General features: G+C 39.9%; 16 protein-coding genes and 1 pseudogene. 8 read left to right on the forward strand and 9 right to left on the reverse strand.

From position 1 onward, the window contains the following. Positions 1 to 10: 10 nt before the first annotated feature. Positions 11 to 322 (forward strand): annotated as a pseudogene (locus tag ACIQXP_RS23500) (hypothetical protein); the annotation flags it as partial. Positions 323 to 446: 124 nt separating this feature from the next. Here the strand turns inward: ACIQXP_RS23500 and ACIQXP_RS23505 are convergent. Beyond that, positions 447 to 1,238, reverse strand: coding sequence for a hypothetical protein (locus ACIQXP_RS23505; RefSeq protein WP_387508219.1), 792 nt, complete (start codon positions 1,236 to 1,238; stop codon positions 447 to 449). An 868-nt stretch (positions 1,239 to 2,106) separates the two neighbouring features. On the opposite strand from ACIQXP_RS23505, the gene ACIQXP_RS23510 reads away from it, so the two are divergent. The 3 genes from ACIQXP_RS23510 (at position 2,107) to ACIQXP_RS23520 (ending at position 8,071) form a co-directional block, all read left to right on the forward strand. Further along, positions 2,107 to 3,540: a sulfatase family protein gene (locus ACIQXP_RS23510; RefSeq protein WP_387508218.1), complete on the forward strand. Its 1,434-nt coding sequence runs from the start codon at positions 2,107 to 2,109 to the stop codon at positions 3,538 to 3,540. Positions 3,541 to 3,594: 54 nt separating this feature from the next. After that, on the forward strand, positions 3,595 to 4,623 hold the full coding sequence (locus tag ACIQXP_RS23515; protein ID WP_387508216.1) for a hypothetical protein: 1,029 nt from the start codon (positions 3,595 to 3,597) through the stop codon (positions 4,621 to 4,623). Positions 4,624 to 4,696: 73 nt separating this feature from the next. Further along, entirely contained in the window at positions 4,697 to 8,071 is a 3,375-nt protein-coding gene (locus ACIQXP_RS23520; protein ID WP_387508214.1) for a ferritin-like domain-containing protein, read from the forward strand. Between the two features lie 292 nt (positions 8,072 to 8,363). On the opposite strand, the gene bla is transcribed toward ACIQXP_RS23520, so the two are convergent. From bla to ACIQXP_RS23545, 5 genes are all read right to left on the reverse strand, one after another. Further along, positions 8,364 to 9,227, reverse strand: coding sequence for a subclass B3 metallo-beta-lactamase (gene bla, locus ACIQXP_RS23525; RefSeq protein WP_387508212.1), 864 nt, complete (start codon positions 9,225 to 9,227; stop codon positions 8,364 to 8,366). 24 nt (positions 9,228 to 9,251) lie between these two features. Continuing rightward, positions 9,252 to 10,433, reverse strand: coding sequence for a serine hydrolase domain-containing protein (locus ACIQXP_RS23530; protein WP_387508210.1), 1,182 nt, complete (start codon positions 10,431 to 10,433; stop codon positions 9,252 to 9,254). Positions 10,434 to 10,601: 168 nt separating this feature from the next. Continuing rightward, positions 10,602 to 11,393: a hypothetical protein gene (locus tag ACIQXP_RS23535; RefSeq protein WP_387508208.1), complete on the reverse strand. Its 792-nt coding sequence runs from the start codon at positions 11,391 to 11,393 to the stop codon at positions 10,602 to 10,604. Between the two features lie 25 nt (positions 11,394 to 11,418). Continuing rightward, positions 11,419 to 12,048: a carboxypeptidase-like regulatory domain-containing protein gene (locus ACIQXP_RS23540; RefSeq protein WP_387508206.1), complete on the reverse strand. Its 630-nt coding sequence runs from the start codon at positions 12,046 to 12,048 to the stop codon at positions 11,419 to 11,421. 10 nt (positions 12,049 to 12,058) lie between these two features. Next, the gene (locus tag ACIQXP_RS23545; protein ID WP_293741996.1) at positions 12,059 to 12,643 is read right to left on the reverse strand and encodes a hypothetical protein; all 585 of its coding nucleotides are present in this window, start codon (positions 12,641 to 12,643) and stop codon (positions 12,059 to 12,061) included. A 221-nt stretch (positions 12,644 to 12,864) separates the two neighbouring features. Here ACIQXP_RS23545 and ACIQXP_RS23550 point away from each other — a divergent pair, with 221 nt between their 5' ends. From ACIQXP_RS23550 to ACIQXP_RS23560, 3 genes are read left to right on the forward strand one after another with little or no spacing between them, the layout of a single operon-like run. Next, positions 12,865 to 14,868, forward strand: a complete 2,004-nt coding sequence (locus ACIQXP_RS23550) for a tetratricopeptide repeat-containing sensor histidine kinase (RefSeq protein WP_387508204.1) — start codon at positions 12,865 to 12,867, stop codon at positions 14,866 to 14,868. Then, entirely contained in the window at positions 14,861 to 15,490 is a 630-nt protein-coding gene (locus tag ACIQXP_RS23555) for a response regulator (protein ID WP_387508202.1), read from the forward strand. Before ACIQXP_RS23550 ends, ACIQXP_RS23555 begins: the two co-directional genes overlap by 8 nt. 30 nt (positions 15,491 to 15,520) lie before the next feature. Continuing rightward, positions 15,521 to 16,057: a hypothetical protein gene (locus ACIQXP_RS23560; protein WP_387508200.1), complete on the forward strand. Its 537-nt coding sequence runs from the start codon at positions 15,521 to 15,523 to the stop codon at positions 16,055 to 16,057. 58 nt (positions 16,058 to 16,115) lie between these two features. Here the strand turns inward: ACIQXP_RS23560 and ACIQXP_RS23565 are convergent, their stop codons facing one another. Next, positions 16,116 to 17,093 (reverse strand): NmrA/HSCARG family protein, encoded by a 978-nt coding sequence (locus tag ACIQXP_RS23565; protein ID WP_387508198.1) that lies wholly within the window; start codon positions 17,091 to 17,093, stop codon positions 16,116 to 16,118. A 99-nt stretch (positions 17,094 to 17,192) separates the two neighbouring features. On the opposite strand from ACIQXP_RS23565, the gene ACIQXP_RS23570 reads away from it, so the two are divergent. Further along, a complete protein-coding gene (locus tag ACIQXP_RS23570) occupies positions 17,193 to 17,567 on the forward strand; it encodes a winged helix-turn-helix transcriptional regulator (protein ID WP_293741991.1) in 375 nt (124 codons plus the stop codon). A gap of 19 nt (positions 17,568 to 17,586) precedes the next feature. Here the strand turns inward: ACIQXP_RS23570 and ACIQXP_RS23575 are convergent, their stop codons facing one another. After that, on the reverse strand, positions 17,587 to 18,279 hold the full coding sequence (locus ACIQXP_RS23575; protein ID WP_293741990.1) for a response regulator transcription factor: 693 nt from the start codon (positions 18,277 to 18,279) through the stop codon (positions 17,587 to 17,589). Next, the gene (locus ACIQXP_RS23580) at positions 18,266 to 19,720 is read right to left on the reverse strand and encodes a sensor histidine kinase (RefSeq protein ID WP_387508196.1); all 1,455 of its coding nucleotides are present in this window, start codon (positions 19,718 to 19,720) and stop codon (positions 18,266 to 18,268) included. The genes ACIQXP_RS23575 and ACIQXP_RS23580 overlap by 14 nt, the downstream gene beginning before the upstream one ends. Positions 19,721 to 19,743: the final 23 nt, after the last annotated feature.

Here is a 19,743-nt window from a genome sequence, read left to right on the forward strand (position 1 = left end):
CAGATGGCGCAGCGAAGATGCACATAGAAATATCTTAAACGCCCAATGTTATTGGCGACTGAGGCAGGATAACCATAGCAGAATTCAAGCTTCAAGCAAAATTGAGAGATTAAGTATTTCGGCCAAAAACGAATTACTTTTTCAATATGGCATCAATTTCAACGATTTACCGGACTGGCAAAAAAGAGGGAAGGACTTTATTGGCGATCCACAAAAAAACAGGGATTTAATCCCAAAACCAGTGAATATGCATTTTCAGATACAAAGTTTCTTCATACAGATTTCGAGTTGCCGATGGGGGAAGAATACCATAATCTTATAAGTGATTTTTTCGGGGAATAACTGCATTCCAGCGCAAGTCTTAGTGCCGAAGGTCTTAGCCCTCGCCTGACTTGTGCTTTGATTAGATCAACTTATCAATCCTGATCAACCCTTGCAGGAAATATTTAAAAATGTTTACCAGAAAAGAATTTCACGTATACAAATAGACCGACATAAAAAAGCAAAGAAAGTGCTAACAGAATTCCTATTACAATGCTCATCAGTTTCCAAAAACCAATCTTTACTGTTTCAGTTTTCGTATTGTTCTGCAGTTTTGTTGATGCTATAAATCCAGCTACTATCACCAACAGAATTATGCCCAGTAAAATCCGTACACGGTAGATTTGGTCTTTGAAATGCATCCACCTCGCACCAAGCTTTTCGCCATTTTCTATGCCAACGGTGTAGGCATATTCGTTTCGTAGAAATGATCTTCCACACCTGATTGATAGCGCTTTCCTATTTTTGAGGTAAAAGTAAACAAACGGCCTACCCTGAAAGGTATCAACTTTTCCAGCAATTTGTAGTGTTACCGAAGTATAGTTGAAACTGCTTTTGTAAAATACCTTACGAACCTCTATCACCTCCGCTCTTTTAAGACTTGGAGTTTTGATCGCTGAACTGATCAGAATATCACCATTAACAATAATGTAATTACCTGTAAACAGACCTAAAAGAGTATACATCACAAAATGCCCGATTGCTGAATACCATTTGTACTCTTTCGAAAAAAATGTTCTTACCGTTGCGTAAAGGCTAATAGGTACGATGAATACAAACAACCATTTCCACATTGATGAGGGGAAGTCGTCTGTATATATTTCTAGAAAAAACCTTGACAAAAGATAGACTAACAACCAAATGGCAGCATACGCGATCAGGAAAATTTTTTCTTTTAAGCGCAGATTTTTTTTCAAAAGTTTAACTGTTTTTAAAACGGGTTTATATCTCCTAGGAGATATAAATTGCTGCTCAAGTAATATGCCATTTTAGTTACTGCCGCCGCGATGCAGCCATCGACTTTATTTTCATTTTCTGTGCCGCTGTGGATGGTTAAATCACATCCTGGTAAACAGATATTAAACCGCTAATCCTCAAGGTCACCCCCCTGTTTTAACTTCACATACGTTTTCATAACATCACCATACATTTTTAAGGGAACATCTGCTTAATACGTTAGCATTTTTGATATTGATTTTTTAGTTCTATGCACCAGAACATTAGCGACATCAGAACCGCTGATACCCGTGATTTTGAAACTATACCTGCAAGAATTCAGCTATAGCAACTAGCTGTAATTTAGATAAAATAAATTACATATCACCATTTGGTGACAAATTATTTTAGAAATAACTAAAATTTTAATATTGGATAAAACTAATAATTTATCAAAGAGTTCTGCTGTTATCCCTGTTGCAAGATACAAAGATCACCAGATCTTCTAATTGAAAATAAATACATAAAAGTAAATTTATAAATACATTAAAATACTTATTATTAAGTATTTTAATGTCTGTTTTATATGCCTATTTTTAGTAAAGCAAACGAAAAAGTGTAAATCTTATCCCGAATTCCTATTTCACTTTTTCCTGCGGCTTTGCCCCCCCCCTTTTTAAACCTATGGTTGTTGAGGGTTTTAGAATAATTAACAGAACCTTACATCTTTCCAATAATAATTTAACAAACAATGACCTTAAAAGAAAAACTTAACAAAATTGGCCAAAAGCCTGACCTGATTCTTATTATTACTGATGAGCAACGTGCCACACAACATTTTCCGCCCGGATGGAAGAGAAAAATCTCCCGACGCTAACGTTTCTAAAAAAGAATGGCTTTAGTTTTGACAGAGCTTTTTGCAATACCTGTATGTGTTCCCCAAGCCGGGCAACCTTATTTACAGGAATATATCCTGCCAAACATGGTGTAAGCCAAACACTAACGGAAGGTGGTCTTTTATCTCCGCAAGAACCAACACTAAGTAATTCTCTTCCCAATATTATGAATGTACTTTGGGCAGATGGGTATGATGTACAATACAGGGGCAAATGGCACATGAGTAAAGGGGTAGCGCCTAATGGAACTAAAACAAATTACGAAGATTTAACTGCTGCAGATATTTCATTATACGGCGCAATGGGATGGGTTGCTCCAGATGCCGGCGAAGATGTTAATCCCCTTAATTTTGGTGGCGGATATGCCAATCACGATGCAAAATATACAGCTGAAGCCATACAGTATCTGAAAGAAGTAAAAGCTCAAAGAGCCTCTGGCAATCATAAACCGTATTGTCTTATTCTTTCACTGGTTAACCCTCATGACGTATTAGCGTACCCGAAATCGGCAGGGACTTCAGGATATCATCCCGATAGCTGGTCGGGGAGAGAAATTGGGCTTCCTGCTACCGTAGATGAAAATTTACTTGAAAATAAAAAGCCAATGGCACAGGAGCAAATCTTAATGAATATGGCTTTAAGTCTCGGCGAAATAGCCAGTGAAGAGGATAAATTAAACTATATTAATTTTTATGGTTATTTATTAAGTCATGTTGATCAAGAAATTGGATATCTGATTGAAGAATTATACAAAGAAGATGAGCATGGAAATAAATTGGCAGATGCTGCAATTGTTACTTTAACATCTGACCACGGGGAAATGGGGCTGGCTCACGGAGGATTGCGTCAGAAAACTTTTGTTGCTTATGAGGAAGCATTAAGAGTACCTCTTGTCATTTCAAATCCAATTTTATTCAAGGATCACCAAATAAAACAATCAATGGCATTGGCAATATTGGTAGATATTATGCCCACCTTTATTGATATTGCAAATGTATCAAATCCACCTGCTGGACTTGCCGGCACAAGTTTACTTCCTGTAATGGAGAATAATACTCCTGTTCAGCATAGTATCTTGTTTACTTATGATGATATTAAGGCAGGCTCCAATAGCAGTTGGACAATTATAAAAGCAGCTAATCGTATTCGTTGTATCAGAACAGAAAAGTGGAAATTCGATTATTACTTTGATGCTTCTACAGCTTATTTCAAACAATATGAACTGTATGATTTAATCAATGACCCGTTAGAAATTACCAACCTTGCCTATGATCCGGCATATATTGAAATCAGAAACGATTTAGAAAAGCAATTGCACCAGCTTGAGATAGAAAAGCTATGGGTCAATATACCGGAAGATATTTATCCTAACACTACATTCGGCTAAAAACACCTTTAAAATCTAAAGACTAACATTCAAATCGCAATCAAAAGAAAAATTATGGCACCAAATATAAAATCAGAGGTAAATACAGTAAGTTATGCTGATTTTAATAATCCTGCCGGGCAAACAACCATACAAGGAATCAGAGGAGTTTCTGAATCTGAAAATGTATATATCGCAGGCAGTTTAGTAGGTCCGGATAATCTTGTCCAGGGAGTAATTTATGAGGGACCAATTGAAGGAAGCGGAAACGAAGGAAAGTGGCATAATGTTAATTTTCCGAGTTCACCGGAAGCTACCGTTATAAATACTTCATGCTACGGTCCCAATAACGGACCTCATGGTAGGATACAGCTAGTTGGATCTTATAAAATATCAGCCTCTACCGGTAAATTTCCCAGTGGAAATCTCGGATTTTTTTATGAGGGCCCTGTTGATGGTTCTGGAACGTGGGTTCAGGTGTCACCCAATGGAGGGAATACAAATAACGTATTTGTTCATAGTGTAATGGGTGGTATCGCTGTTGGAAATTATGATGTTGATAATGACGAAAACGGGTACGCATTTCTCTATGATATAGTAAATAAACAATACGCAGACTTTAAAGTACCCGATTCTTTAACGACTACTTTGTATGGTATCTGGCATAATGGTGGAGATAGTTATACTATGGCAGGAGGATATACAAGCCCAAAATTCGGAAAAATAAGTCAGGCTTTTTTGGTTGATTATAATTCTAAAACGAAACAAACCAGTAATCTGAAATCATTTAGCTATAAAAACGAAACAGTTTTGTCTATAATAACTCATTTTGAAGGCATTACTATTTCTAAAAATGGCGGTTATAATATGCCATCGGATTGGCTTACCGCAAATGGAGAAAAAAACGGAGCATCATTTGTTTCTGTCAGCAGAAATGCTGACGGATCATTTGGAGAAGCAAAATGGATAGATATCGATTTTCCAGACTCAAGTGTTACAAGTGCCAACACCGTATATCAAAATAATATTTTAGGTATTTACGTAGCTGTAGATAGTACTGATACGAAAACAGTATCTTCTTTTGTTGCAAAAGTAAATATCTAACAATAGATGGTAATGAATCAAAAAATATATACTTAACCAGATAAATAAAAAACATCTTAATCAATTTCGCTCCATGAAAAACAATGAATTAAACATGCTCGTGAGCATGTTGCATCAGGCTTCCAAGCTTGAACATTGCCTGCTGGATACTTATCTGTATACGGCATCAACCATTAAAAGCCTGCCAGAGGAATTTGCCTTACTGAATAATGGTAAACCCAACCTGAGGAAAGCTATCCAATTTGAAAAGGCCCGCCAGTGGAAACAGAGTATCCTCGGCGTTTCGCACGAAGAGATGATGCACCTCCACTATGTCCAGTGCTTACTGCGCGCGCTTGATAAGTCTCCAAGCTTTGCCCTGCCAGACCGGAAAAAAGACACCGGAAACTGGTTTATCTCCAACTGGGACATTTACCAGCCCGGCGATACCCAGGATGAGGGTACCGAGATCCCACTAGAGGGGTTAACCAGTAAGCAGATCAAACAGTTCATCCTTTTTGAATCCACAGATTCTCTACAGGATTCCAACCCATTCGGTGATCAAAACAAAGCACTATTCCAGAAACTCTACGAATTTGAACTGGATTTTCATCTTGAAGGGATTCTGTACAACATTGCCGACCAGCAAAAGAGAGATGACATAAAAAGGGCATTGAGTGACATCTACCTCAACCTGGCACCGAGTGATGAGGCGATGTTAAAGGTTGCGCTTTTGGAAGCCTTGCCCGATGCCGAGGAAGACCTGAAATATGTTCGTTTTCAGTCAATCGGCGATTTTTATACCAAAGGGATCCTTCCCCTCTACCAGCAGGCCTTCGACACCGGAAAGGTTAAAAATTCAAACCTGGGTTTCAATAACGAAATGCAGGGTTTTGCAGCCGGTGAGGGATTTCTACCCGTTGGCCCTGTGTACAGGAGCAAAAACTACACAGAATTTTCAACGGCCAATGCCCAACATGCATTGCGTTACTTTAAAAATGTAGAAAGCATCGTAAAAGAAATTGTGGAGGAAGGAGAAGGATTTGAGGGATTCGAAGCCAAAGCAGAACGTTTTCTGGCCAAAGTAACCGAAATTGGCGGAACAAGAAAATACCTTGAAGCCTGGAAAAAAGACAAAAAAAATGCCCGGACCAAAGGATACAGCACTCCCCCATGGCTTGCCGATGCAGAACTCTGTCGCCAATCGCACCTGTACAGATTTGCGATGATCTATATGGATATGGAATTTGAAAAAGAGCTCTGCAAAAATGTGGGCACTACTTTCAATGCAAACCGGGATCCGCTGCCAATAGATATGGGCAACAACTCCCTAAAAAAATTGGTTACCGAAATGCCCAAACAATTCAATGCCTGTTACCTGGTAATGCTGTCATGGCTTTCCCGCATTTATGAGGTCAAACTCTGGGAGACAGACAAAGACAGGAGACTGGCAATTGAGATGATCGCCACCTGGCCGATGATGTCGCTTTCTATCCGACCGTTCTTAGAACTCATATCTTTTTTTCCGGTTGACCTGAAAGCAATGTTCAGGCTCGACAAGGATGCCCTACCCGGTTTACCAACAGACGCGACTCAGCTGGCCGACTATTTTTCAGATACGGAGCGCAGCGAGACCATCAATAAACAGATTGATTATCTGGCGCTTCGCGTACTGGCTAATGTAGCCGATTGGGCCAGAGAGCAGATTGAGGTGGTAAAAGCCAATTTCAGCGGTTACCAGGCAGATATGATCATCACGAGGCTTTCCGGACTGTCGAGATTAAATGAATTTGAAAAACAGTTCCCTTTCCGCGAGCATGGCGGTTATTCAAACACCATGCCCGACCTGAGCTATCAGCAGGAATTCCCAGATGCGGGAATGTTTAGTGAAAACCCTTCCATGCTTGGCAATGAACCCAAAAATCCGAATGAACAGGATAGGATATTCGAAGACACTCTGGTACTCAGGCTACGCTTCGGCGGTTTTGGCCTAGTCCAGCTCTCAACAGACCCTGATCCACCGACTGATGAGTCAGGCTGTACCGGAACGCATATGCTGCATGCCGCAGACGGGGAACGGACGCTTGACCGCGCACTGGTATGGCAAGACCTTCCCGGACAAAAAAATATCCTCAGGGAACCAAGGGAAAAATTACCCCCTATAGGTGTAAATATCGTTGATCTTACGCTACAGGTAACAGCTGACAGCGGGGCAACGGCCGGATACGTACCCTTACAAATCATGCAATCAACAGGTGCAGTGCAGACATCCGGTGTACAACAGTACCTGGAGGTTAACGGCCTAAACGACCTGGTGAATTATGATGCTTCGAAAGTACTTAGTGAAGGTACTCCCCTACGCCTCAACCTGCTTGAAAAGAACGGCATAAGGCCTTTCTTAAACGGAGATAACCATCTGGTATCAAAAGACGGGGAACCGATTGATCCCTTTATCATTTCGGTTACTGATGATCATCACCAGAATATCTTCCATCGCGAAATTTACAATGAAGGCAAAACTTTGCTTGAAATGGATCCATTACAGCGGGTGGAAACTTCGCGGTGGCCAACAGGATTTGATTCAAACCTGGATGACATCCCAGCCTGGTTAATTTCCCACCTTCCAGAAGAATATACCCAGGCGATGATGCAAGGGCCTCCAACCTACCTGGCCAAAAGGGCGGATGTTTTATATGATGAACTGAACCTGCTTCTGAACAACGGAGAAGTCTTGGATCAGAATAAGGTTGATCAGTTAATTTCATACGCCGAACGCCTGTTCCTTATTACAGTACCAAGAGGAACGACTGTGGGCTGGCTTTCGATTTTGCTCAACTATGGCCACTCGGTAAGCGGTGTTCTGAAATCATCGGAAAGCGATAATCCGGTTTATGATCTGATTGAACGGGAACTGAATATCAAAGTGAGCTGTCAACCAGAAGAAAAAGACCGCACAAAAGCAAATTCAAGATGGGTAGTCAAATATACCAAGGGAATTATGGATACTGATGCGATCACCGACCTGGTTTACGGTGAGCTTTATATCCCTTTACAGGTGATCCCAGATGGAAGAACGTTCAATATCAAAAAGAGATGGATTTTCGCCGCAGGAATGAAAGACCTCGTGGCCGCATATACCTGTGATTTCTCAAAACCTTTTTGGGACACTTTCATTATAGACGGCAAGGTGAGATCGATTACATTACCCAATAGTATCAAAATAACAGAAACACTGATTGAACATGATCCTTATGGCTACAGTTACACGGCTACCGGGGTACCCGGGATCAGCGACTATACCGGCTCATTTCAAGTGAGCGTGATGGACGACAACCGGGTGGAACTGCTTTTGCAAATCGGCTTCGACTTTGAAGATACAACTGCATTTAAAACAATGAGTACCATCGTAGGGGGCTTCTTTAGCGCCGCCTCAACTGCACTAAGTTCGCATTTCTCCCCAGAGCAATGATATCCTAACTATCACAGGGCTGCCACTCCGGTAGCCCTGCAATTAAAGATACGCGAGGAGAAGAGAGATACTTCAGGAGATCAGTAAATACATAAATTTAGCTCTTCCGACCCAAACAGCGTGAAAACTTTCATGATTCATCTGATCTTTTCTTTAACGAAATATATTCCGGATATCATACCCGGATCCAAAAATATGCTATTAACCTAAAAAACGATACATTGGATAAACTAGCCGTTAATAAGGGAATCAATAAAATTATTAGATAATAAACTAAAGAAGAGATGACCAACTATTTCGTTGTTTTCTTATCATACTCCAACTGCAATTCATCCAGATAATCATAAAAGTTTTTCACATCCATAAAAGCAGCCGGATTATAGGAATCGCCAGGTTTGTGTTTTTTGAGGAGATCAAATTGAACACCATGTGAGGCTACCCAGAGATCGAATTTTAAGTTTTTCATGCTACGCAACGTATAAGCGTAATCTTCTGCAATATGCGGATAAGCCTGGATATCTGTAAACTTTCTGTCTGTTACAATAGTCGGTAAATTGGCGATCAGCACCCTGTATTTTCTGTTTTGGTCATTTACTGTGAACAAAAAACTACAGGAGCCTTTGGTATGTCCGGGGTGGTGAAGTATGGTTAATTCCATTCCTCCAAGACTGATGATATCCTTATCGTGCAAAATGCGGTCTATTTTGATTGGTTTAAAAACTGAAACCTTACCATCCAGATCATAATCAGAGCGGCCACCATCAGCTGTTACCTGAGCATCTGCATAATCGACCATAAACTTGGCTCCTGTCGATTTCTTGATAGCAGCCATGGCACCCAAATGATCAAAATGAGCTTGTGTAGTTAGCAGGATTTTAGTATCTGAAAGTTTAAAACCCAGCGCTTTGATGCTTTCCCTAATCATCTTATCAGACGATGCCAGTCCGGTATTGATTAGGATATTTCCTTTTGGCGTAACGATGAGATAACAAGCCAGGTCGGCTGTGCCTACATAATACAGATTACCCACAATACGAAATGGAGGGAAAGGTTTTGACCATTCAGGATGATTTTTTGAGGATGGCTCAAGTACTTCCTGCGCTTTTATCGCGCAGTGCAAAAGAGAAATGAAGATCAGCAACAGGACTTTTTTCATATATGGTTAAAATAATTTAATCTCTTATTTTTTAATTTCGAGGCCATAGCGATAAAGATCTTCATATATTTCGAAAAATTTATTTTCTTCCTGTTCGCTCAAAGAAGTATTGCTAAATAAGATAACAGCGACTTCTTTATTAAGATCAGAAAGCATAAAAACCCTTACTCCAGGGTCAGATCCATTATGGCCAATCCTCTTTGCTCCCATTTTTGTTGCCCAGAAAATACCTGAGTTTAATGTTTTAGGTTTTACATTTTCAGGGGTATGGGTTTCATCAAACTGAAACCTGAGCATTTCTCTAACCATTTCTCCATTAAGCACTTGCCTGTTTTGATATTTTCCATCATTTAACAGACAGATGAAGAAATGGCTCAAGTCATCTACCGAACTGCGCACGCCACCATCCGGATAGGTAGTACAACCATACAAAGGGATCGCCTGAATTTTATGATCCTTTTTCTCATAAAGTTTGGTATGGTTTTTCAGGTCTATTTCTGACAAAAACCATCCGGTATCGTTCATTTTCAAAGGATTGAATAGGTATTTTTTACTGTATTCGTTCAATTTTTGACCAGTTCTGATTTCCACGATATAACCTGCAAGTGCTGCCCCAATATTGGAATACTCACGGAATGTTCCGGGTTTATGGTTCAGAAAGTTTTCTTTAGAATAATACTGCCCGCCCGGCATAAAATATTGCTGAAGAAAATCACCCAGTTCATGAGGCGAATCTTTTCCGTTAAAGTAAAGACTATCGGTATAAAAGGGATATCGATCAGTCAGTCCTGAAGTATGGGTAGCTAAATTTCGCAGCGTTACTTTAGCGTCGGGAAAATTTGGATTTCGGATTTGGAATGTAAGATAGTGGTTGATATCCTCGTCTAGTGACAGTTTACCCTGCTCTACTGCTTTCATAAGGCAGGCACCAGTTACTGTTTTGGAAACCGAAGCGATGTTCATTAAAGTCGAGGTAGTAAAAGCGGTTCCCGTTTCCCGATCAGAAAATCCGAATCCTTTTTTCCACGCTACCTTTTTATCAATAATAATGGCTGCACCAAGTCCAACAATACCACTTTCAGCCATTCGATTTGTAATTAGGCTATCAATGTTCGTGCTTCCTGAGGTATCACCTTGTGCATAAACATTTGCAACAAGCAATAATGTAACCGAGCAAAAAAGAAGAATGTGCCTGTAATATTTCATATAATTGATGTCTAAATTTACATTAAAAATTTCATGATCGGTTCATTTAATTTTACCTGATTTAGCATTCCCATCATTTTAACTACATTTCAATAACCCGGCTCAAAGATCTCTTCAATCCGCTACACTATCTGTCGAGAGGACGTTTTTTTGGGGATTCCGTAATGACTATTTCGTAAAGCCAGCAACCTGAAAATTACTGACCAGTACTTTCGCATCATTATCATATTGCCATGGTGCCGAGATATAAAAGTTTTTAGCGGCTGTAGGACTGAAAAGCACAGTATCGGCAAGTTTAACATTATCAAGATATACCGCCATTCGATCACCATTTACCGATAATACAACATGCAGTGGACGGTTGAGCCATGGCTCGAGGTCAAAGGTGGTACTCACGAATGTTTTAGGCTTATCACTGCCTATATTTACCTGGTCGGTATCGTAATAATGCAGTTGTACATAGGTTCCGATATTGCTATCGTGCTGGCTGACACTGTTATCGCCTGCAAAGCCGAACGACATTGGAGCAATGTCGTTGATCTGATCTGCTTTTGCAATGATATCAAAAGACAAGGTAAATTGCTTAGGGTAATTGAACTGGCGGGAAAATTTATAAATTGCCTTATCTTTCACATCCATCCATTTAGCTTTTTGACCATCGATAGTTACAATATTAGCTACACCGTTTGTTTTGAAACTATTGGCTGTCGCACCGGTTTCAAATGAAGAAAAATCTTCCGCAAACAGAACCGAATCCCCAATAGCAACATTGCCGCTTCCTGAGTTAATTGCTGTTTTAGATTTCTTAGATGGAGCGTTTTTGTGAATCTTTTTTTCAAGAGCTTTTTCCGCTTTCCCCTTGGCCTTTTCAAACAAGCCACCGAGTTGGGCATGTACCTTAATACCTGAAATCAATAATATTAAAATTGTTATTGTTATATTTATTTTTGCTGTTTTCATAGGGCTGGAGAGTATGAGTTATCAATTAGTGTAATTTGACCTTAACTATTTCGCCGTTTTCCTTTACCTCCACAAATGTTTCAATCCGGTCCTGAATGTTTTTGAAATATTCTTTTTTCTGATAATAATCTGTTCTTCCACCATAATCGTTATAACCCGAACCTGTATAGGCATTATAAGTACCTCTTAGCGTATAATCTAACATACCTTGTAAAAAATATTTACCTGGCTTCATATCCGGGAACGTAAATTCACCGTCGCTATTGGTGATGGCTTCTAATCTATAACGGTAAGCTTGGTCAGAGAGGTAAACAAAGCGTTTTCTTTTGATATTCTCTTTATCTTTTCTCAGTCGGTACCATTCCTCAAAATAAGGTGTTACGGGGAGTAGAACCACGGTAATTTTATTGGCAAGTATGCGTGGAGAAAAGGGAACGCTATAGCCTAACGGATGTTTCTGCTTGGTATAGGCAACTCCCTTGATAACGGCCGTGCCTTTAGCCAGCATCTTTTTTGCCAGCAATGAGTCGAAAGGCATTTCCGGGCGGAAGATCTCTGCTTTATCTTTTTTCTCTGGTTCTTTGTACTGGGCATTAATCACTGTTATTGCTGATAACATACAAAAAAGTGTAAGGACATATTTTTTAAGCTTCATGATATTGATATTAAGGATTAATAATTGTTTCGTAAGGAAGATTAAATGTACCATCGGTAATGCTGATGGCCTCTCCGGCCAGGTTTCTTACCGTACCGGAAAAAGTTCCTTTGATACCGGTTTTGCTTATGGCCTCAATTTTCACGGTAAATACATCGTCGCCATAAGAAGTATTGTAAATCAGCGTGCCATCGCTTTTCTGGATAGCATAACGTGCGATCATATTTTCTGCAGGTGTGGCGTAAGTACCTGGGGTAATATTGCCCCCAATTTTCCATATCTCAAAGTCCAGAGAAGGCGACACGGGTCCAGATGCGGGATAAGAAGTCTCGTGACCACCAATAACGATATGCTCGAACCGGTTATCATTGCCACCGCCCTGAAAATTAACTTTATAGAAATTGATCGCTTTACCGCCCACTTTTGCACGGAGATAATAATCGCCGGTAGTTTCAACAACGGCGTCATCTTTTTTTGAACATGCCGAAAGGCATGTGATGATCATGATCAAACAAAGGATTGCCCAAAAACTGACGGGTGGATTTTGGATCGGCTTAGCTTTAGTTAAAAAAGCTCTCAAGGATAATATTTTCATAGTTTTATGCTATTTATAGTATAAGGCCAAAGCTATTGCAAGTATTGGCCAAAAGAAATACCGGTTTTTACCGTTTTTCTTCTACTGGTTTTCAGGTATTTTTTATTACTACCAGATGAAATGATGGCAGGTAAAGAATTATGTATGATATTTAACCATAAATTTGCGTATTGGCGAGATTAGCTCCTCTTCAGCCTGGCAAATGGTGTAAATTTTAAAGCATGACCAGATTTTTTTTATTCCTGATAGCGATTTTAATCTCATTTCAATCTGTTGGCCAACAACAGGTTCCGCTTAATGAGCAGCATTATCTCGACAGCCTGAAGCATATTCTACAGAAAAAAATTCCAGACAGCTCAAGAGCAAATACGAATTTTCTCTTAGTAGAATATTGGAAATTCAAAGATACCTTGAAAAGTAAAGCTTATCTGGAAGCAGGTACAGCTGCCGCAAAAAACGATAAATATTTAAATGCACTGGCTCTTTTCTATAAAGGACAATATTATTTCAACTGGAATAAACCGAAAGCATCCGATGCCTTTAAAAGAGCCGCAGAAGCACTTTCGCCATTTAAAACGAAAATTGCCTACGCCAAACAGGCTGCATCCTGGTATAACTACGCTATCATGAACGTAGATAAAATGGGGTATGATTTTATCACAAAAATAACTTTGGAAAAGTCTATTCCCATTATAGAGAAAACCGGCGACCCAAAACGTATTGCCTATTATTATACACAGCTTGCCACTATTTTGATGAATAACTACCAATTTTCCAAAGCGGCAGCTTATAATGAGAAAGCCATAACTTTACTGAAAAAAAACGGCGCTGTTGATACCGATTTGTTATTTTCCTATCTTACCGGGGTAAGTATCTACTGTTACGATAACAATGCCGACAAGGCTTATGTACTTTTGGAAAAAGCACAAAAGTTACTAAAGCCCTATCCTTCCTCTTTAAATTATCCGCTATACTATTATAATGAATCGCTTTACTATTTCACAAAATCATCATTTGACAAATCACTTGGGAGTATAGACAAAGGCATTACGCTTGCTAAGAAATACAACCAGAAACAACTCTATCAACAGTTTTTCTTCCGCCGATATGAGATTTATCAGCAGCAAAAAAACTATGGAAAAGCGAGACAAATTTTACTGGATATCATTAAAGAAGGTACTTTAACTGCCAAAATTAATGACCGGGCCATGCTTTATTCGGAACTGGCCAAAGTAAATGAAAAGCTTGGGGATTATAAAGAGGCATACCGCTGGCTAAGTAAATACCGGAAGAGTAATGACAGCATAACCACCGACCAGACCAAGGTAAAAATCAATGAACTGGAAACGAAATATAGAACCGCGAAAAATCAGCAAAAAATACAGAACCTTCAATCGGAAAATAAGCAGGTACAGCTTAATGCCCGCAACGAACGTTTGTATAAGTTTATACTTGGTTTAGGATGCCTTTTTCTGCTTCTTTTATTGGTATTCGTTCTGCTCACCGCACGGAACAGACGCAAACTGGCAGATCAAAAGGAGATTAATTACAAGCAACAGCTGAATGAAATGGAGAGAAAACAACAGCTGAAGATTACCAAAGCCATGCTTGAAGGTGAAGAGCTGGAAAGAGAGCGGGTGGCCCGGGACCTTCATGATGGCTTAGGCGGGATGCTATCGGGTGTGAAAATTGGTCTTTCAGGCTGGACAGATACCCAACCGGCGATCTCGAACGATAAGGACCTGCATCGCATTATCGGACAACTAGATACTTCAGTTACGGAGTTGCGTCGCATTGCCCGCAATATGGTGCCGGATACGCTACTTAAATTTGGGCTTGAAACTGCATTGAAAGATCTCTGTGAGTTCTATATGCGTGATGGATTACGAATAACCTCTGAAATGTTTGGCATTCAAAAAAATATTGCAATGAATGTGCAGCTCAATATCTACCGGATTGTGCAGGAACTTATCTCCAATGCAATCAAGCATGCGCAGGCAGATAACATCCTGTTGCAGTGTAGCCAAAACGAAAATACTATTTTCATCACTTTTGAAGATAATGGCCGGGGTTTTGATATGGCCATGCTTTCGGGGAAGAAAGGAATGGGACTGGATAACCTGAAGAACCGTATCGCATTTTTGCAAGGGAAATTTGAAGTGCATTCTGCTCCTGGCGAGGGAACAAGTATAGATATAGAACTTAAAACCAGTATCAATGAATAAACTGCGTACGGTTATTGTAGATGACCACCCTATTGTTATTGAAGGACTGAAAACCTTGCTTAAAAATGAAGCTAATTTGGAAATAGTAGGCGGTTTTTCAGACGGCGCGGGGCTGCTTTTTTATTTAAACACCGAGCCGGTAGATCTGATACTGCTGGATGTTACCCTGCCGGATATCAATGGAATGGACCTTTGCCAGATGATCAAAGAACGATTTTCCACCATCACCATACTCATTCTGAGCAACCATACCGAGCGGAGTATTATTATGCAAACCATACAGAATGGTGCCAGTGGCTACCTGCTCAAGAACAGCTCACTTGACGAACTTCGGCAGTGCATTGCATCAGCAGTAACAGGAAATATCTGTTACAGTAAGGAAGTAGTTGAAATTATCAGCCGTCCGACTAAAAACCAGTTGCGCAATACGCCTCAGCTCACCAGAAGGGAAAAGCAGATCCTAACACTTTTAGCAGAAGGAAAAACGAGTCAGAATATTGCCCAGGAACTATTTTTAAGTCCACTGACAGTAGATACACACCGGAGAAACCTGATACAGAAATTCGAAGTGAAGAATGTGGCCGAACTAATAGCAGCCGCACACCAGCAGCAATTGTTGTAAAACTACACTAATATTTATTCCCCCTGCCCTATGAAAACGATCGCGTATAAATTAACATTGTTCTTTCAACTTTTGTCATTATTTTCATTTGCACAGCAAAATGCCGGACTTAAAACCCTTTTAAATAAAAATCAGGAGTTTATTTTCCCTCAAACGCCAGAGAAAATCTCTGCAGTATTAGGTTTGAAAGCTGTTTTTTATGAGGATGCCAACGACGATGCCTATGCAAAATGGCTAACCAAATCAGGGCTGGAACTATACTGTAACCTAAGGGAAGACAAAACCATTACAGAAATGTTTTTTATCATAGCTGATGATCAATCTATTGAGGTAGCAGGCCTGCCATTTAATCTGGTAATGAATAAGACAAGTCCACAAGAAAGCATGTTAAAGTTCAGCAAATTTAAAATCAGGAAAGAAAAGCTGGGAGAAGGCAGTCTATATCCCAGAGGCTTAAAATTGTATTTTAAGAAGAATGATCGTTTTATCACCCTTCTTTTTGACAGTAAAAACCTACTTAAATCTTTAGCGATTACAAATGAGATCATGGGGGCAGCCGTCAATTGATTTTGGAAAAGGGTTTCTATAGCCCGACCACATTTTTATTAAATTCACTTGGATGTTATTAGTATATCAGTTTCTGACCCTCCCAATTGGTTTTTCGTAGAAAGGATTCCCAATTTAAGGTGCCTGGATCGATCCGTCGGCTCCATTCCAGATCCCGGTCCTTACTGAAATAACCGTATTCAACGGCAAATTCTGCCATACCTAAAATCTCACGTACCAAAATCTCACTCGAGGCAAATTCCGGAAAATGCCGGAGCATCTCGTGCCTTTCGTATGCGGAACTATATTCAGCTTTTATTCCTGTAACTTTTGTAAAGGTATCAACCATTTCCTGTGGTGAAATGATATCGCCGATTACGGGCAATGATTTACCATCATATTGATCCGGATTGGACAGCATCTCTAAAACTGCAGGTCCTGTTGCAGTAAGCGGATCTACGAAAGGCGCAGCAAAATCCCTTGGTAAATAAATCGGAAATACGAGTGTATCACCTATTAATTGAGGGGTATAAAACTCCATTAAGTTGGTAAAAAAGAATGCCATATAGATAAATGAACTCCGAACCGGTAACGTACGGATATAGGCTTCCACTCTGGCTTTATCTGTAAAATGAGGTGCAAATAATTTTCCGTTTGTTAGCTTATCTACATCTTCGAGACTACTAAAAATAATCTGCTGTACTCCTGCTTCAACGGCTGCATCTGCCAGTTCTTTACCCAAATCAAATTCGTAGGTAGCCGGTGGGGCAATGTTTGGTGTCATTAGAAAAAGACTATCGGTGCCACGAAACGCTTCTGTAAATTCTTTCTTACAGCCGGGGATAAGCGGTAAGGCTATAAGTTCAACGCCCTGATCAGTAAGCTTAACTGCTTCAGGAACGTCAACACGACGGGTTATGCCTCGGATATGGTATGCACCGCTTGCTAACAGTGTACGGGCAACACTGTAACCCTGTTTACCCAATATGCCAACAATGGTAACAACGGGTTTTTCCTTTTTCGAAGTTGACTGGTTTTCTATTGTATGATATAACATTTGCCTGATCTTTTTTAAACTATGATTATTATAGTTGCAAAAGTATTTTGAGTAATTTACATTTGCAATAACTATCAAAATAGATAGCTACAGGAAACAATGATAAAAGCAGAATGTGTAGGCGATTATGTGGAATTAAAAGGCAAAATATACCCTTGTACGGTAAGCCTGACGATGGACTTGATCGGTGGAAAATGGAAGGCCGTAATTTTGTATCATTTAAAAAGCGGACCTAAACGATATAACGGGCTTCGTAAGGAAATGCCAGCCATTACCGAAATGACATTGAGCCTTCAATTAAAAAAGTTGGAGAAAGATGGTTTGGTGCTTCGAAAAGTATATGGCAAAAAACCTCCCATTAAAGTTACTTATGATTTAACTGATTTTGGAAAAAGTTTTATTCCTGTATTGGATGCCATTACAAACTGTGGCAACTATGTGGCGAGCGAATATGGAGCATTTATCAAAGTTTGATTGCATTCAATAGGTGTAATCAACAGATCAGCTTATAACCCACTCCCCTTAAACTCATGATCTGGACTTCAGGTTCGGTTTTTAACAGCTTGCGAAGGTGCGCCATAAAAACATCCATGCTACGCCCATTGTAAAAACTATCTTCACCCCAAATTTTGATCAATGCATCCTCACGTTCCAAAATGTTGTTGCGGTTCTTTAGTAGCAATTCGAGCAGAACGGTCTCTTTATAAGACAGCGAATATTCGCCAACAGAAGTTTTAAGCTTTTGGCCAACAGGATCGAGTTCACAGTTTCTGAACCGGTATTTTTTATCCAGCTCATTTTCATCTTTATTCACTGCACCAAACCTGTTTAAAAGTGATTCCATGCGCACCAGCAATTCATCAATACTAAATGGCTTTTTCAGGTAATCATTTCCCCCGCTGTTAAACCCTTTCACTACATCTTCGGTAAGTGCTTTTGCGCTTAAAAATATAATCGGAATATCAGGGTCCGATTTCCTGATTTCGGCAGCCAGCGTATAACCATCTTTATGCGGCATCATGATATCGAGAATGCAGATATCGGGTTTGTTTTCCTGAAATTGCATCCAGGCCAGTTGTCCATCCAAAGCCAGGTTTACCTCATAACCGCTACTGCTTAAGCCATCAAAAACAATACGTGCCAAAAATGGCTCATCTTCTGCATACAAAACCTTAATTTTCTTCATACAAAGGCAAAATAATCATAAAATTACATCCTTTTCCTGCTTTGCTGTACAACTCGACACGGCCACCGTGCAGCGCTACCACCTGTTTTACATAGTGAAGACCTAAACCAGATCCTTTTACGTTATGTATGTTATCCTGGTTAAAAATCCTGAAAAAACGCTCAAAAACCTGCTGCTGATAAATTTCATTTATCCCGGGGCCATTATCGTTAAAACTGATTGTTAACTGATGACCACCAATACTACAGGAAACATCAATTCTAGCATGAGGGGGAGAATACTTTATCGCATTATCAATCAGGTTGTAAAAAACATTCGAAATATGCATGGCATCGCCATTAATAAATAGCGGTTCAGCTATCGGCAAAAAGATAATCGAAGCATTTTTCTCTTGTACCTGTACCTCCATCGCATGAATGACCTGTTGCAGTATCGGCTGTATATCAATCAGGCTGAACTGCAATTTTGTTTCTCCCAGATCCATCTGCTCCTGTTTAAGCACCTTTTCGATCATGGCCTGCAAACGGTGTAATTCGTGGACACTGATGTTAATGTAATTCTCCAGTTTTTCCGGCTGGTCTATTAAATGATATTTTTTTATGGACTCCAGGGCTACCGAAATTGTTGAAATCGGGGTCTGTAGCTCATGTGTCATATTACTGGTAAAAGCTAACTTCGCCTGTGCATAAAGCTGTTGGTTTTTCATCAGCCTGATAAGCAGGTAAAAGGCCGCGGCGGTAAGGAAGAGCATTAAAAAAGATGATATAAGGTAATACCGCATCTGAAAAACAATCAGCCAGGTAATCGAAGGAACAATAAGTTGATACCTATTCTGAAACTTAAGGTTATAGGTATATTTACCACTTACGAAAGAAGAAACGGTTTGAGAAGGCAGTTGTCCCTTTATCAACCTCCCGTCGGAATAGTCATAAAGTGCATAATTTCTATTGATATGCCAACCCAAATGATCCAGCCGATGGTTTACCAAACTATCCATTATCTTTAGGTCGCGCTGATCTTGCAATGAAACTTCCCGTTGCGATTTTCCATTAGTGACAGCTGAAGATTTATGATCAAATTTTAATTTAGCGTCATTAAGAAACGACATTTTCATTTCTACGACCGAGCTATCATTGGTAATCCCATAATGGAACTGGCTTCGCAAATTGTCAACCTTTAGTTCGTCAAAGGCCTGCCTTAGTGCCAACCACTCCTGAGAAAGGAAAAACTGTTGGAAACGGCCACTTTTTTCGTGTCCTTTAGCGATACTTCGGTAGGTTATCTGCTTGGAGGCATCACTGACTATGGATTCCAATTCTGTGGAAACCGATTTTTTTTGTGCCACGTACAACTGTCTAATCCATGCACACTGCAAACAGAGGCTGATGACCAGTGTAATTACCGCCAATGGAAAAACATATCTGGATGTGAGCCATTTCATTCCCCTAAAATGAATAAATCATT

Origin of the sequence: Pedobacter suwonensis, from assembly GCF_044762335.1 — a bacterium.
GTDB lineage: Bacteria > Bacteroidota > Bacteroidia > Sphingobacteriales > Sphingobacteriaceae > Pedobacter.